Here is a 14,942-nt window from a genome sequence, read left to right on the forward strand (position 1 = left end):
CCGCGACGATTGCCCTGAGGAAGGCACTTGAGAGGTACAGGATGGATTGGGACAAGCTGCGTATCTTTCATGCCGTCGCCGATGCCGGCAGCCTGACCCATGCGGGAGAGGTCCTGCATCTGAGCCAGTCGGCGGTCAGCCGCCAGATCCGCGCGCTCGAGGACAGCCTCAACACGACGCTCTTCCGGCGCCATGCCCGCGGGCTGCTGCTGACCGAGCAGGGCGAACTGCTGTTCGAGGCCACCCGAACGATGACGAAGCGCCTCGATGCGACCGCGGCCCGGATCCGCGATTCCGAGGATGACGTCTTTGGCGAACTGCGCGTCACCACATCCACCGGCTTCGGCACCCTTTGGCTCGCGCCGCGCCTGCCGCGGCTCTTCGACCGCTATCCCAAGCTCAAGATCGACCTCATGCTCGAAGAGCGGCTGCTCGACCTCGCAATGCGGGAAGCCGATGTCGCGATCCGCATGAAGGAGCCGAGCCAAGCCGACCTCATCCGGCGGCGGCTGATGCAGACGCAGATCCGCTTCTATGCGACGCGCTCCTATCTCGAGAAGGCCGGCACGCCGACGAGCCTCGAGGACCTGAGCGAGCACCGGCTCGTCACCCAGAGCCCGCACTCGCCGCAGGTGCGCGCCGGCTCCGAATTCGTGCAGCCGCTGGTGTCGAACCAGCCGTCCCTTCTGACGGTGAACAACTACTTCGGCATCCTGCAGGCCGTCATCCATGGGGTCGGCATCGGTTCGCTGCCCGACTATGTCACCGCGGATTTTCCGGATCTCATCAACGTGCTGCCCGAGATTTGCAGTGCACCAATTCCGGTCTATCTCGCCTTCGTCGAGGAGCTCCGGCACTCGAAACGGGTCTGCGCCTTCCGTGATTTCGTGCTCGAGGAACTGAGCCTTTTCAAGCGCCAGCTGTCGGGAGACGAGGATTGAGCCCGGCAGCCATGCACTCAGCGCAAGGCTGCTATGCCAAGTGTCAAGCCTTTTTTTCTTGAAGCAAGAGGTCTGTGCAGCTATATCAGTTCTCGAAGGCGGGCCGCAGTTTTGCATTGCCCACTTCACCTCCCTGTTGGACTTGGGCCGAGCTTATCGCTCGGCCTTTTTTTTGGCTTTTCAACAGGATATTTCGGGAACCCGCGGGGAGCTTTCCATGCTGCGCCGCCACAAGGCGCACGCCGGCAGCCCACCCCTGACATGCCCCGGCCGGGATGCCTGGCGGCACAGGACGGCGAGAATCGCATACCGGGAGGAAAGCCATGCCATTTGAACATACCGGCGCGCTCGAGCGCGCGCTCGCAGACGCCCTGCCCGGTGTGCCTGGCGCTTCAGCCGTCGTCACCAGCGCCTCGGGCGAGTTCTTCGCAAGCGCAGCAGGATTACGATCTCTCGCCAGCCCGGACCCCTTCACTCCGGACACGGTCTGCGCGATTTTCTCGGCAACGAAGGCGCTGACCGCGACCCTCTGCCTGCAACTTGCCGAAGAGGGCCGGCTCGATCTCGACGCCCCTGCCCGGCTTCACGCCCCCGGCCTTGCCCGGGCACAGGTTCTCACCGGGTTCGATGCCGCCGGCGCACCCTGCCTGCGGGCGGCCGAGGGCGAGATCACCACACGGATGCTGCTGCTTCACACGGCGGGGTTTGGCTACGATTTCTTCAACCCGACACTCAGCCGCTTTGCGCGCGAACATGGGCTCCGAGCCATTCTCACGGGCACACGCGCCGCCCTCGACGCGCCGCTCCTCTTCGACCCCGGAGAGGGCTGGGAATACGGCATCGGCATGGACTGGGCCGGACAGGTCATCGAGGGCGTGACCGGCCTGCCGCTTGCCGAGGCGATGCAGGAGCGATTGCTCGACCCGCTCGGCATGGAAGATACCGGCTTCCGCATCCGCCCGCACATGCGTGCGCGGCTTGCGAAAATCCACCAGCGCGGCAAGGACGGAAGCCTCACCTCCACGGATATCGAGCTTCCCGCCGCGCCGGAGGTCGACATGGGCGGGCATGGCCTCTACTCGACCGCGAGGGATTTCGCGAAGTTCCTGCGCATGTGGCTTGCGGGCGGCACCGGGCCCTCGGGGCGGATCCTGAAGCCCGAAACCATCGCGATGGCATCGCGGAGCGGGCTCGGGGCGCATGGGGTTCACCCCCTGCCCGGCGTGCGGCCAAATGTCTCGCACGACCTCGATTTCTTTCCTGGCCTGCCGAAATCCTGGGGCCTCTCCTTTCTCATCAACGAGGCCGATGCCCCGACCGGTCGCAAGGCGGGATCACTGGCCTGGGCGGGGGTCGCGAATGTCTTCTACTGGATCGATCCCAGAAGCGGCATCGCCGGCGTCTGGATGGCTCAGGTCTTTCCTTTCCTGGACCCAGAAGCGCTCGCTGGCTATCTCGACTTCGAGCGCGCGACCTATGAGGCCCTGACGCGCTGAGGCGAGGCCCTCCCCTCCGGCGCCGGCGGCTGCTATTCTCCGCCGATGGAGCATGCCACCGCCCTTTGCCGCGACTGCCTGACCGCCTGGAGCGGGGCCGGACGCTGCCCGTCCTGCCGGAGCCCCCGGGCGCTTCGCCACGCCGAGCTGGGCGCACTTGCGATCGCACATGTGGATTGCGACGCCTTCTATGCCTCCGTCGAGAAGCGCGACAATCCCGAGCTGCGCGATGTCCCGCTGATCGTCGGCGGCGGCTCCCGCGGGGTCGTCACCACCGCTTGCTACCTTGCGCGGATCCGCGGCGTGAAATCCGCGATGCCGATGTTTCAGGCGCGCAAGCTTTGCCCGCAAGCCGTGATTGTGAAGCCGCGGATGGCGCATTACGTCGCCGTTTCGCGGGAGATCCGCGCGATGCAGGAAGAGCTCACGCCGCTCGTCGAACAGCTCTCGCTCGACGAGGCCTTCCTCGATCTGTCAGGGACGGAGCGCCTCCACGGCATGCCGCCCGCCGCCCTGCTCGTGCGGCTGCAGAATCGGATCGAGGCGGAGATCGGCGTGACCGTCTCCGTCGGCCTGTCGCACAACAAGTTTCTCGCCAAGATCGCCTCGGACCTCGACAAGCCGCGCGGGTTTGCCGTGATCGGGCGGGCGGAAACCCGGGATTTTCTCGCGCGCCAACCCATCGGCGTGCTCTGGGGCGTCGGATCAGCCACCCGGCGCGCCCTTGAGGCAGACGGAATCCGCACCATCGGCGACTTGCGGCTGCGCGAGCGCAAATACCTCATCGAGCGATTCGGCGCGCTGGGCGATCGGCTGTGGCATCTTGGGTTCGGTGAGGATCACAGACGTGTGATGCCTGAGCACAAGCTGAAGTCGATTTCCAACGAAACAACCTTCTTCGAGGATATTACGGACATCCCCAGCCTCGAATCACACCTCTGGCGATTGACGGAGAAGGTCGCGATGCGCGCCAAGGCCAAAGGCCTCGGCGGCCGGACGGTAGTGCTCAAACTCAAGCACAGCGACCACAGGCTGCTGACCCGGCGCCACTCCCTGGACGAACCCACGCAGATGGCCAACCGGATCTTTCCCGTTGCACAAAAACTATTGCTGCAGTGCAGCAATTTGAATTTCTCGTTTAGGTTGATAGGGTTGGGCCTAAGCAACCTGACCGCTGCCGATGATTCCGATCGCCTCTCGGGCCTTATCGACCCGGACGACGCGCGGCTTTGCGCATCCGAAACGCTTGCAGATCAAATTCGCGCACGATTCGGTGACAAATCGATCATGTTCGGCCGCTCCTTTCGCTAGGCCGGAGGCGTCGCCACAAGTGCGCATAAATTCATCATTTTCATTCGGAATGCGAAAAAATATCCGCAAAATACCTTTGGTCGGTTGACTATGTTGCGGCGCGACATAATGTAGATCACGTGATGCGTTGCATCATACACGCCCTACGGGCGTTTCCTCCCTAAACTTGGGCCGTGCTTCGCGCACGGCCTCTTTTTTTGGAGAATCGGAATCCTGCGCAGCCATCCCTTATTCGGCGGCGACGCGCAGCGGCCGGACACCGAGATTGGCCAGCCCCTCCACCGCCCTTCGCACCAGCGAAGCGACCTCAGCGAAGTCATTCCGCCGCTCGATGCGCTTTTCGTCCATGTAGAGCGAGCGATTGATCTCGATCTGGAGCGCATGGACGCCCTGCCGCGGGCGACCATAGGTCTGCGTGATGTAGCCGCCCGCGAACGGCGCGTTGCGCGCGACGGAAAAGCCCGCCTCGCGGAATACATCCACCGCGCCCTCCATGACCCAGCGGTCGCAGGAGACGCCGAAACGGTCGCCCAGAATGATGTCGGGGCGGCGGCCCTGGACCTCGGGTGCGGAGGCAAGCGCGTCGCGCGGCATCGAATGGCAATCGAACAGCAGCGCGACACCGAAAAGTCTGCGGCTCTCCTGTATCAGCTCCTGCAGCCGGTCGTGATAGGGATACCAATTGGCCGCGAGCCGCCGGCGCGCCTCGAAGAGCGTAAGCTTGCCGGTCATGATTGGCCGCCCCTCGGCCACCACGCGCGGAATCACCCCGAGGCCGGCCGCGATCCGCGGGCTGACAAAGCGCCGCATCGTGCCGGAAATCAGCGCCGGATCGAGATCCTCGGGCGAGCGGTTCAGATCGACATAGGCCCGCGGGACACGTGCAGCCATCAGCGGCGCGCCGAAGCGCGGCGCGTCGCAGTAGAGCTCGTCGACAAAGGCATCCTCGGAGGAACGGATTTGCAGGGGGCCGAGCGCCGTGCGTGCAAGGAAATCTGCCGGATAATCCGCACCACTATGGGGCGAATCGAACACCGCACAGGTCCGCCGGGCCGCCGGCAGCGAGAGGGAATAGACCGCCGATTCCATCGCGTCCTCACACATATGCCAACCTTCTTAATATGCGCACATGGTTTGTGGCAAAAGGACTTGAACCCGGTGAAAGCTCCGCATATAGACACGCGGACAAACGCGGCAGGTGGTCATCACCGGTCACGTGGGGCGTATAGCTCAGCGGGAGAGCACTTCGTTGACATCGAAGGGGTCACTGGTTCAATCCCAGTTACGCCCACCATTTCCCCGGTAAGACGGGGTCCGCAATCAGGCGCAGGCACAGTCCGCGGCGCCGCGACATAGAGGAGAGAGGCCATGAAGGTTCGCAATTCGCTTCGCTCCCTGAAGCAGCGCCACCGCGATTGCCGCGTCGTGCGCCGCAAGGGGCGGGTCTATGTGATCAACAAGACCCAGCGCAAGTTCAAAGCCCGCCAGGGCTGATCGGTAGCCGGTTCACGCCGGATTGCCTGCCAGAGCCGCGCCCGTGCGCGGCTTTGTCGTTTTCGGCCCCCGGTTCCGCGGCGCGTCACGCGCGATCCGCGGATGGGGAAAGGGCGGGGCCAATGCCCGCGCCCCAGGGGCGAATCAGCCGCCTATTGCGGGATGACGCCCTCGATTCCCTCGACATAGAAATTCATGCCGAGCAGCGTTGCGTCATCGGCGACCTCACCCTCCTTGAGCCATGGCGAGCCGTCCTGCTTGTTGATCGGGCCGGTGAAGGGATGCAGCGTGCCGGCGGCCATGGCTTCCATCGCCGTCCGCGCCTCTTCCTGCACATCAGCCGGGATCTTGTCGGAGAGGTCGGCGAACTCCACCATGCCGGAGCCAATCCCGCCCCAAGTGTCGGTCGAGCTCCAGGTGCCGTCCATCACCTCCTGCACCCGCTGGATATAGTAGGGCGCCCAGTTGTCGATGATCGCGGTCAGCTGCGCATCGGGGCCGAAGTTCGCCATGTTGGAGGCTTGGCCGAAGGCGAAGATCCCCTGCTCCTCGGCAATGGTCATCGCCGCGGTCGAGTCGGTGTGCTGCATCAGCACGTCGGCGCCCTGCTCGATGAGGGTCTTGGCCGCGTCCGCCTCGAGCGCCGGGTCGAACCAGGTGTTCGACCAGACGATGCGGAACTGCACATCCGGATTGACCGATTTCGCCGCCAGATAGGCCGCGTTGATCCCACGGATCACCTCGGGAATCGGATAGGAGCCGATATAGCCGATCACGTTCGACTTGGTCATGCGACCCGCGATCAGGCCGATCACGTGGCGGCCTTCGTAAAAGCGCGAGGAGTAGGTCGCGAGATTGTCGGCGCGCTGGTAGCCGGTCGCATGCTCGAACTTCACGTCCGGGAACTGCTTCGCGACATTCACCACGGAGTTCATGTAGCCGAAGGAGGTCGCAAAGATGATATCATTGCCCGCCTGGGCCATCTGCCGCAGCACCCGCTCGGCATCGGCACCTTCCGGCACGCTCTCGACATAGCTGGTCTCTACGGCCTCGCCGAAGGTCTCCTCGAGCGCCAGCCGACCTTGGTCGTGCTGATAGCTCCAGCCGAAATCGCCGATCGGTCCGACATAGATGAAGCCGACGCGCACCGGTTCCTCGTCCTGCGCCTGCGCCGCTGCTCCGAATCCAAGCACCAGCGCGGCCGCCACCAGCGTGTTCCGCAAAATCGTCACCAGATTCTCTCCTTGCTGCATGGCAGGACGAACCCCCGCCACCGAATTGCCCGGCCTCTCAGCCGGATTGCGTGAACGACCGGCCAAGACAGCCGGGCGCGTTCAGGGCCGCGCGGGTGCGGTCCGCCGAGATCACCACCAGCACGAGGATCGTGACGAGATATGGCGTCATCGACAGGTACTGCGCCTGCATCGGGATCCCGAGCGACTGCAGCCACGACAGGAACCCCGAAGCCTGAAGATTAAGTTGAAGAATCGTTACGCCACCGAAAAGCCAGGCGCCGAGCAGGATCCGCCACGGCTTCCAGGCGGCGAAAACGACGATGGCGAGCGCAATCCAGCCCGTACCCGCCGTCATGCCCTCCGTCCACTGCGGCACGCGCACGAGGCTGAGATAGGATCCGCCGACGCCCGCGCAGGCACCGCCAAAGGCGATCGCAGCAAGACGGATCTTCACCACCGGATAACCGAGCGAATGCGCCGCATCGTGGTTCTCGCCCACGGCGCGCAAGATGAGCCCCGTGCGCGTCCGATTGAGAAAGACCCAGACCAGTGCGATGAGCCCGACGCCGAGATAGAGCACGATGTCGTAACGGAAGAACATCCGGCCGAGCACCGGCAGATCCGAGAGCACCGGGATGTCGAGGCCGTGGAAGGGCGGCGGCTTGATACCGGTGAAGGGTTGGCCGATGAGCGCCGCGAGGCCCAGCCCGAAGAGCGTGAGCGCAAGCCCGGTCGCGACCTGGTTGGTGAGGAAATACTGGGTCATCACTCCGAAGAGCAGCGCGAGCGCAGCGCCTCCCGCGGCCCCGGCGACAAAGCCCACCGCCGAGGAGCCGGCCGTGGTCGCCGCCGCGAAGCCGCAGACCGCACCGATGATCATCATTCCCTCGACGCCGAGGTTGAGCACGCCGGATTTCTCGACGACGAGCTCACCGATTGCCGCGAAAAGCAGCGGCGTTGCGGCAGAAACCAGCCCCACGAAGAGGGTGATCGGATCAATGGCCGAGAGATCCATCAGACTACCCCCCGCCTGATCCGCGCGATGCGGTAGCGCGTGAGGAGATCCGCCGCGAGCAGGAAGAAGAGCAGCATGCCCTGAAACACCGAGATCGCCGCCTTGGGGATGCCAAGCGCAAACTGCGCGGTCTCGCCGCCGATGTAGGTGAGCGCCATGACAAGCCCGGCGAGGAGGATGCCGATGGGGCTGAGCCGCCCGAGAAAGGCCACGATGATCGCCGTGAAGCCGTATCCGACGGGCAGGCTCGGCTGGAGCTGGCCGATCGGCCCTGCCACCTCGAAGATCCCTGCAAGCCCCGCAAGACTGCCCGAGAGCGCGAGACAGATGACCGTCAACCGGTTCGCGTTCACCCCCGAGAAGGCCGCGGCGCGCGGCGCCTGGCCGAGCAAGCGGACGTTGAAGCCGAACATATGGCGATGGAGCAGCACCTGCGCGAGGACGACGGCGGCCAGGGCGACCAGCACGCCGACATGCACCCGGCTTCCCTCAAGGAGCACGGGCAGGCGCGCGCTGTCGTGAAACAGGCGGCTTTGCGGGAAATTGAAGCCCTGGGGATCCTTGAGCGGCCCGGAGACCATGGCGGAGAGGAACAGGCCCGCGACATAGACGAGCATGAGACTCACAAGGATCTCATTCGCGTTGAAGCGGACCTTCAGTACCGCCGGGATCATCGCCCAGAGGCAGCCTCCGGCCATGCCCGCCAGCACCATGAGCGGCAGGAGCCATGCGCCCTCGACATTCCAGAAGGCCAGCGCCACCGCGCTGCCCGCAAGCCCTCCCATCACGTATTGCCCCTCGGCGCCGATGTTCCAGACCCCTGCCCGGAAGCCGAAGGAAAGGCCGAGGGCGATGAGCACGAGCGGGGTTGCCTTGATGAGCATCTCGCTCCGCGAATAGGGGTCGAGCAGCGGCGCGACGAAGATCATGTGGATCGCTTCGAACGGGTTCTTGCCCAGCAGCGCAAAGAGGCAGCCACCCGCGACCATCGTGGCAATGACGGCGCCCACCGGCGTGATCGCCTCGACGAGGGGCGAAGCGCTGGTGCGCGGCTCAAGCCGAAGCATGGGAGAACTCCGCATCTGCGGCCCCGAAGGCGCCACCCATCATGCGCCCGATGGTCTCGATGTCGAGCCCGGTGGCAGGGCGCACCGGCGACATGCGCCCGTTGGCGAGCACCGCAAAAGTATCCGATATTTCCATCAGCTCATCCAGATCCTGGCTGATAACGATCACCCCCGCGCCACCGTCCGCGAGCGCCTGCAGCGCGCCACGGATCTGGGCAGCGGCATGGGCATCCACACCCCAGGTCGGTTGGTTGACCACGAGCACGCTCGGAGCCTGAAGCACCTCACGGCCGATGACGAATTTCTGCAGATTGCCACCCGAGAGCGCGCGGGCCAGCGTTTCGATGCCCGGCGTGCGCACGTCGAAATCCGCGATGATGCGGCGAGCGAAGGCGCCGATGGCGCCGCTTCTGAGGAAACCGCCCTGGGTGAGCCCGGCCCGCCGGCGCCCCGTGAGCAAGGCGTTCTCGGCCAGGGTCATCGCGGGCGCCGCCGCATGGCCCAGCCGCTCCTCGGGCGCGGTGAGAAGGCCCGCTCCCCGCCGCACCTCCGGGCCGCGCCCGCCGATGGGCCGGCCCGCGAGCCGGATCATGCGAGGCTCCACCCGACGTTCGCCGGAAAGCGCCAGCAGGAACTCGTCCTGCCCGTTGCCGGCCACCCCGCCAATTCCGAGGATTTCACCCGCCCGCAACCGGAAACCGATGCCATGGAGCGCAACGCCGAACTGGCCCGCCGCGGGCAGGCTCAGCCCCTCGAGTTCAAGGAGCACCTCGCCGGGGGAGAAGTCGCGCACGCTCGGCTGGGCCAGCTCCTGCCCGATCATCATGCCCGCCATGCTGCGTGCGGTTTCCTGCGCGGGAATGCAGGTCGCGACGACCTTGCCGCCGCGCAGGATCGTCGCCCGGTCGCAGAGCTGGCGGATCTCGTCGAGCTTGTGGGAGATGTAGAGGATCGAGACCCCTTCCGCGCGAAGTTTCGTCAGGGTCGCGAAAAGCTGCTCCACTTCCTGCGGTGTCAGCACAGAGGTCGGCTCGTCCATGATGAGCAGCCGCGGCGATTGCAGCAGGCAGCGCACGATCTCGACCCGCTGGCGGATGCCGACCGAAAGATCGCCGATCAGCCGATCGGGCTCGAGGGGCAACCCGTATTCCGCCGAGACCTCGCGGATCCGCTGCGCGAGCTCGCGGCGCGGCGGCGCATTTTCCATGCCGAGCTCGATGTTCTCGGCCACCGTCAGCGCCTCAAAGAGCGAGAAATGCTGGAAGACCATGGCGACCCCGGCCGCCCGCGCCGCCACCGGCCCATGCGGAGCGTAGGCAACCCCGCCAAGATGCATGGCGCCAGCATCCGGACGGGCGAGGCCATAGATCATCTTCACGAGCGTCGACTTGCCGGCGCCGTTTTCGCCGAGAAGCGCGTGGATCTCACCGATTTCGATGGAGAAGCTCACATCGTCATTGGCCTTCACGCCGGGATAGGTCTTGGTGATCCCGTCGAGATCGAGCAGCACACTCATGCGCTCAGCATCTCCTGTTCCGTTCCGGCCTCGGCCCGCCGTACGAGCTCCGCCACAACCCCGAGCGCAATGGCCGCGGGCCGCTTGCCGAGGCTGCGGTCGCCGATCGGGCAGGACAGCCGCGCCAGCGCCGCCTCCGGGTGCCCGAGCGCGGCGAGCCGCGAGAGAAACCGCGCCCGTTTCGAGGCCGAGCCGATCAGCCCGAGATGCCGGAACGGTCGCCCGAGCACCGTGTGGCAGATCTCCAGATCGAGCGCGTGCGAATAGGTAAGCACCAGATGCATCGCGTCATCAGTTGCATGGAGTGCGGCGCGCGCCGGATCGGCGGCGACCAGCATCGTGACATGCGCCGGGATTGCCTCGGGAAAGCGCGCGCGAGCAGTATCGACCCAGGTGACCGCAAGCGGCAGATCCTCCACCACCCGAACAATGGCGCGCCCGACATGCCCCGCGCCGTAGAGCCAGACCGGCTGCACCGGCTCGGCGAAGCGCTCGACCATCAGGCCGTCCGAAAGCCCTGACTGGCCCCCCTCGCCCGAACGCGCCGAACGGCGCTGGCGGCGCGCCCCAAGCACAGCCTCCGGGGCGGTGCCGGAGGCGACTGGCCGGGCAAAGACCGGCGTGGTTTCCTGTTCCAGCGCTGCCACCTCTTCCGGCCCGAAGCGCTCAAGCAGCAGCGTCACCGCCCCGCCGCAGCACTGCCCGAGCGCAGGGCCGAGCGGCATCTGCAGCAGCGCCCGTGCCCAGCGCTCCGGTGGCGCATCCAGCAGTGCTCGCGCATGACGCGCCGCCTCGAACTCCAGCGCGCCACCGCCGATCGTGCCTGATTGCCCCGCGCGCGAGACCAGCATCGCAGCCCCGGTTTCGCGCGGCGCCGAGCCGCGGAACGCGGCGACGACGATGCGAACAACAGCGCCTTGGCGCGCCACTGCCGCCGTGATCGCGCCGAGGTCGAAGCCCTCGCTCACCATGCGATGCCCCGCTGGGCATCAACCGCCCGAAGTACCCGTTCCGGTGTTGCGGGCGCATCGAGCGCGACGTAGCGGCTTCCGTCGCCGCACGCGGCGATCGCGTCGGAAATCGCCATGAGGGCCGACACCCCGAGCATGAACGGAGGCTCACCCACCGCTTTCGAGCGGTGAATGGTCTCCTCCCGGTTGCGCCCGTCCCAGAGCGCCACATTGAAGACCTGCGGCCGGTCGGAGGCGCAGGGGATCTTGTAGGTCGAAGGCGCATGGGTGCGGAGCCGCCCCTGCCCGTCCCAGACCAGCTCCTCGGTCGTGAGCCAGCCTGCGCCCTGCACATAGGCGCCCTCGATCTGGCCAATGTCGATGGCCGGGTTGAGGCTCGCTCCCACGTCGTGGAGAATGTCCGCCCGCAGGATGCGATATTCGCCGGTAAGCGTGTCGATGGCGACCTCCGTCACCGCCGCGCCATAGGCGAAGTAGTAGAAAGGCCTGCCCCGGCCCGCGCGCCGGTCCCACTGCACCTTCGGGGTGGCGTAGTAACCTGTTGCCGAAAGCTGCACCCGCGCCATGTAGGCGGCCTCGACCAGTTCTGCAAAGCGCAGCCGCTCGGCACCGATCACCACCTCGCCGCCCTCGAACCGGATCGCATCACGATCGATCTGCCAGCGTTCGGCGGCGAAATCGCGCAGCCGATCGGCGATGGTGTCGCAGGCAGCCTTCACCGCCATGCCATTGAGGTCGGAGCCCGAGGAGGCTGCCGTAGCCGAGGTATTGGGCACCTTGCCGGTATCGGTCGCGGTGATCCGGACAGCGCCCAGCGGCAGGCCGAAGACACCCGCCGCCACTTGCGCGACCTTGGTGTGCAGCCCCTGCCCCATCTCGGTGCCGCCATGATTGAGATGGACCGAGCCGTCGGTATAGACATGGACGAGCGCGCCGGCCTGGTTGAGATGGGTGAGCGTGAAGGAAATCCCGAACTTCACGGGTGTGAGGGCAATGCCGCGCTTCAGAACCCGGCTTTCCGCATTGAAGGCCGCGATCCCGGCCCGCCGTTCGGCATAGTCCGCGCGCACTGCCAGGTCTGCGATGAGCTCGGGCGCCACGTTGTCTTCCACCACCATGTGGTAGGGCGTGACGGTGCGCGGCCCCTCCCTGTCGTAGAGATTGGCCTGCCGGACGCTCAGCGGGTCGAGCCGGAGGCTTGCGGCAATATGGTCCATCACCCGCTCGATGCCGACGAGCCCCTGCGGCCCGCCGAAGCCACGGAACGCGGTGAAGGAGCAGAGGTTGGTCTTCACCCGGTGGGAGGTGATCCGTACATGCGGCAGGAAATAGGCATTGTCGGCATGGAGCATTGCCCGGTCCGCCACGGGCAGCGAAAGATCGTTCGACCAGCCGCAATTGCAGAACTGCTCGAAAACGATCCCTTCGAGCCGCCCGTCCGCTGCAACGCCGGCGCGATAACGCACCTGGAAGGGATGGCGCTTGCCCGTGATCACCATGTCGTCGTCGCGGTCGTAGCGCATGGCGCAGGGCCTGCCTGTCAGCCGGGCCGCCACGGCGCAGGAGACCGCGAGCGCATTGCCCTGACTTTCCTTGCCCCCGAAGCCGCCGCCCATGCGCCGCATCTCGACCCGGACGGCGTTGAAGGGCACATGCAGCGCGTGGGCGACCTTGTGCTGGATTTCGCTCGGGTGCTGGGTCGAGGAGAGCACCAGAATCTCGTCGCCTTCGCCCGGGACGGCGTGGGCCGCCTGCCCCTCGAGGTAGAAATGCTCCTGGCCGCCGATCTCCATCGTGCCTTCGATGACATGGGCAGCAGCCGCGATGGCGGGTTCCGGCGCCCCCCGCAGATATTCGACCGGCGGCTCGATCAGACTGTCCACCGCGAGGCCATCGTCGATGGTCAGGAGCGCCGGCAGGTCCTCGTAGCTGACCTTGCCGAGCCGCGCTGCCTTGCGGGCGGCGAGATGGCTTTCGGCAACCACGAGAAAGAGCGGCTGGCCGTGGAAGAACACCTCGCCCTCGGCCAGCATCGGCTCGGGCACCGGCGAGGGCGAGACATCGTTCGCTCCCGGCAGATCCGCCGCGGTCAACACCGCGACGACACCGGGTGCGGCCCGCACCGCGTCGAGATCCATGGCCGTGATCCGCGCTCGCGCCCGGTCCGAGAGGCCGAAGGCGAGATGCAGCGCGCCCGGCGGCAGCGGCACGTCATCAACATAGCGCGCGGTGCCAGTGACATGCAGCGGGCCGCTTTCATGCGGGAGGGATCGATGAACCGTCATGCCAGCGCCTCCCCGGCAAGCCGTATCGCCGTTGCGCCCTCGGTCTCGAGAAAATAGCGCATCAGAAGGTTGCCGCAGAGCCGCGCGCGATAGGCAGCGGAGGCGCGCATGTCGCTGATCGGGCTGTAATCCTCGGCGAAGATCGGTTGTGCGGAGCGGATCGTCGCCTCGGACCAGGGCTTGCCGACGAGAAATGTCTCGACGGCGCGCGCGCGCTTCGGCGTGGCGGCGACTCCGCCAAAGGCGATACGGGCCGCGACGATCCCGCCGCTTTCGATGGTGAGGGCAAAGCAGCCGCAGACGGCCGAAATGTCCTGATCGAAGCGTTTCGACACCTTGTAGCAGCGCAGCCTGTCGGGCTGGGCCGGGATGAAGACGCTTTCGACGAACTCGCCCGGCGCGCGATCCTGCTTGCCATAATCAAGGAAGAAATCCTCCAGCGGGATCTCCCGCCGCACGGCAGCCCGCCGCAGGGTCAGCCGAGCCCCGAGTGCAATCAGCGCGGGCGGGCTGTCGCCGATCGGCGAGCCGTTGGCAATGTTGCCGCCGATGGTCGCGGCATTGCGCACCTGGACCGAGGCGAAGCGCCGCAGCATCTCGGCGAGATCGGCGTAATGTGGCGCGACCGCCCCACGCAGGCGCTCCATGTCGACCATGGCTCCGATGCGCAAACCGTCCGGCGTTTCCTCGATGCGATCAAGCCCGGCGACCTGCGAGAGGAACGCGACTTCGGGCAGTTCCCTCAGCGCCTTCGTCACCCACAGCCCCACATCGGTCGCCCCGCCCACGAGCACGGCGCCGGGATGATCGGCATACCAGTCCGCAAAATCGTCGAGATCCTGACGTGGCGGCGAAACTTCCTGAGGGTCGAGCGCGGGCGAGGAAAGCGCGGAGGCGGCCTCGGCGGCCCGCAGGATCGGAGCGTAGCCGGTGCAGCGGCAAAGGTTGCCCGCGAGCACGTCGTCCCAGTCCTGCCGCCCCTGCATCTGGGCAACCGCGAGCGACATCACGATGCCCGGCGTGCAGAAGCCGCATTGAGAGCCGTGATGCTCGACCATCGCCTCCTGCACCGGGTGGAGCCCGTTTTCGCCCGCGAGCCCCTCGACGGTGCGGACCGAAAGCCCCTCGATCTGGGGCAGGAACAGGATGCAGGCGTTGAGCGCGCGGGGGCCCGAGGGGCCGGTCACCATGACCGTGCAGGCCCCGCAATCTCCTTCGTTGCAGCCCTCCTTGGTGCCCGTAAGGGCCTTTTCCTCACGGAGCCAGTCGAGGAGGGTTTGCGTCGGGGCCGGGTCGGGAATTTCGACGGGGCGGCCGTTGAGGCGGAAGCGCAGCACCGCCATCACGGGTGCCGGACACGAGATGCGAGGCAGACGGCGGATTTCGGCATTCGGGGCTCCGGATCTGGCTAGAGCCGTCATCTGGCAATGAAAACCGCCGGATTGCAAGGCGCGAGCAAAGGGTATCCCCGTGGCTGCCCGCCGTTTGGGCGGTGGTGGATCGGCGTGCCGGGTGCTTGGGCAGTATGCGCATCAACCGCAGGCGCCGCGGGCCGGCCAGGCGGAAAAGGGCGTATGGAATCCGTATGGAATCGATATGGAATTCGTATGG

The 14,942-nt window shown here is 66.3% G+C and carries 12 protein-coding genes and 1 tRNA gene; 5 read left to right on the forward strand and 8 right to left on the reverse strand.

Annotated features, from left to right (window positions below; all coding sequences use genetic code 11):
• Positions 1-41: 41 nt before the first annotated feature.
• The 3 genes from ACF66B_RS09815 to ACF66B_RS09825 all read left to right on the forward strand — a co-directional run bounded on the left by ACF66B_RS09815 (position 42) and on the right by ACF66B_RS09825 (position 3,748).
• Positions 42-941, forward strand: coding sequence for a LysR family transcriptional regulator (locus ACF66B_RS09815; protein WP_111430996.1), 900 nt, complete (start codon positions 42-44; stop codon positions 939-941).
• A gap of 323 nt (positions 942-1,264) precedes the next feature.
• Positions 1,265-2,437: a serine hydrolase domain-containing protein gene (locus ACF66B_RS09820; protein WP_111430997.1), complete on the forward strand. Its 1,173-nt coding sequence runs from the start codon at positions 1,265-1,267 to the stop codon at positions 2,435-2,437.
• A 45-nt stretch (positions 2,438-2,482) separates the two neighbouring features.
• Positions 2,483-3,748: a DNA polymerase IV gene (locus ACF66B_RS09825; protein ID WP_111430998.1), complete on the forward strand. Its 1,266-nt coding sequence runs from the start codon at positions 2,483-2,485 to the stop codon at positions 3,746-3,748.
• A gap of 228 nt (positions 3,749-3,976) precedes the next feature.
• Here ACF66B_RS09825 and ACF66B_RS09830 read toward each other — a convergent pair whose 3' ends face one another.
• The gene (locus ACF66B_RS09830; protein ID WP_392662462.1) at positions 3,977-4,852 is read right to left on the reverse strand and encodes an N-formylglutamate amidohydrolase; all 876 of its coding nucleotides are present in this window, start codon (positions 4,850-4,852) and stop codon (positions 3,977-3,979) included.
• Positions 4,853-4,967: 115 nt separating this feature from the next.
• On the opposite strand from ACF66B_RS09830, the gene ACF66B_RS09835 reads away from it, so the two are divergent.
• Positions 4,968-5,042: transfer RNA gene (locus tag ACF66B_RS09835), tRNA-Val, on the forward strand.
• Positions 5,043-5,116: 74 nt separating this feature from the next.
• Complete coding sequence (ykgO, locus tag ACF66B_RS09840; protein WP_007255499.1) at positions 5,117-5,242, forward strand: type B 50S ribosomal protein L36; 126 nt, start codon at positions 5,117-5,119, stop codon at positions 5,240-5,242.
• Positions 5,243-5,394: 152 nt separating this feature from the next.
• On the opposite strand, the gene ACF66B_RS09845 is transcribed toward ykgO, so the two are convergent.
• From ACF66B_RS09845 to ACF66B_RS09875, 7 genes are read right to left on the reverse strand one after another with little or no spacing between them, the layout of a single operon-like run.
• Positions 5,395-6,474, reverse strand: coding sequence for a BMP family ABC transporter substrate-binding protein (locus tag ACF66B_RS09845; RefSeq protein ID WP_392662466.1), 1,080 nt, complete (start codon positions 6,472-6,474; stop codon positions 5,395-5,397).
• 58 nt (positions 6,475-6,532) lie between these two features.
• The gene (locus tag ACF66B_RS09850; protein ID WP_111431001.1) at positions 6,533-7,492 is read right to left on the reverse strand and encodes an ABC transporter permease; all 960 of its coding nucleotides are present in this window, start codon (positions 7,490-7,492) and stop codon (positions 6,533-6,535) included.
• Positions 7,492-8,559: an ABC transporter permease gene (locus ACF66B_RS09855; RefSeq protein ID WP_111431002.1), complete on the reverse strand. Its 1,068-nt coding sequence runs from the start codon at positions 8,557-8,559 to the stop codon at positions 7,492-7,494. Before ACF66B_RS09855 ends, ACF66B_RS09850 begins: the two co-directional genes overlap by 1 nt.
• Positions 8,546-10,075, reverse strand: a complete 1,530-nt coding sequence (locus tag ACF66B_RS09860) for an ABC transporter ATP-binding protein (RefSeq protein ID WP_111431003.1) — start codon at positions 10,073-10,075, stop codon at positions 8,546-8,548. Before ACF66B_RS09860 ends, ACF66B_RS09855 begins: the two co-directional genes overlap by 14 nt.
• A complete protein-coding gene (gene xdhC, locus ACF66B_RS09865) occupies positions 10,072-11,046 on the reverse strand; it encodes a xanthine dehydrogenase accessory protein XdhC (RefSeq protein WP_111431004.1) in 975 nt (324 codons plus the stop codon). Before xdhC ends, ACF66B_RS09860 begins: the two co-directional genes overlap by 4 nt.
• Entirely contained in the window at positions 11,040-13,331 is a 2,292-nt protein-coding gene (xdhB, locus tag ACF66B_RS09870; RefSeq protein ID WP_111431005.1) for a xanthine dehydrogenase molybdopterin binding subunit, read from the reverse strand. The genes xdhC and xdhB overlap by 7 nt, the downstream gene beginning before the upstream one ends.
• Positions 13,328-14,674, reverse strand: coding sequence for an FAD binding domain-containing protein (locus tag ACF66B_RS09875; protein WP_111431083.1), 1,347 nt, complete (start codon positions 14,672-14,674; stop codon positions 13,328-13,330). The genes xdhB and ACF66B_RS09875 overlap by 4 nt, the downstream gene beginning before the upstream one ends.
• Positions 14,675-14,942 lie beyond the last annotated feature (268 nt).

This window comes from Amaricoccus sp. B4 (assembly GCF_043226085.1).
Taxonomy (GTDB): Bacteria; Pseudomonadota; Alphaproteobacteria; order Rhodobacterales; family Rhodobacteraceae; genus Amaricoccus.

Coding starts and splice junctions, on each gene's coding strand:
- ACF66B_RS09815 (WP_111430996.1), top strand. CDS start 42: ATGGATTGGGACAAGCTGCGTATCTTTCATGCCGTCGCCGATGCCGGC.
- ACF66B_RS09820 (WP_111430997.1), top strand. CDS start 1,265: ATGCCATTTGAACATACCGGCGCGCTCGAGCGCGCGCTCGCAGACGCC.
- ACF66B_RS09825 (WP_111430998.1), top strand. CDS start 2,483: ATGGAGCATGCCACCGCCCTTTGCCGCGACTGCCTGACCGCCTGGAGC.
- ACF66B_RS09830 (WP_392662462.1), bottom strand. CDS start 4,852: ATGTGTGAGGACGCGATGGAATCGGCGGTCTATTCCCTCTCGCTGCCG.
- ykgO (WP_007255499.1), top strand. CDS start 5,117: ATGAAGGTTCGCAATTCGCTTCGCTCCCTGAAGCAGCGCCACCGCGAT.
- ACF66B_RS09850 (WP_111431001.1), bottom strand. CDS start 7,492: ATGGATCTCTCGGCCATTGATCCGATCACCCTCTTCGTGGGGCTGGTT.
- ACF66B_RS09855 (WP_111431002.1), bottom strand. CDS start 8,559: ATGCTTCGGCTTGAGCCGCGCACCAGCGCTTCGCCCCTCGTCGAGGCG.
- ACF66B_RS09860 (WP_111431003.1), bottom strand. CDS start 10,075: ATGAGTGTGCTGCTCGATCTCGACGGGATCACCAAGACCTATCCCGGC.
- xdhC (WP_111431004.1), bottom strand. CDS start 11,046: ATGGTGAGCGAGGGCTTCGACCTCGGCGCGATCACGGCGGCAGTGGCG.
- xdhB (WP_111431005.1), bottom strand. CDS start 13,331: ATGACGGTTCATCGATCCCTCCCGCATGAAAGCGGCCCGCTGCATGTC.
- ACF66B_RS09875 (WP_111431083.1), bottom strand. CDS start 14,674: ATGGCGGTGCTGCGCTTCCGCCTCAACGGCCGCCCCGTCGAAATTCCC.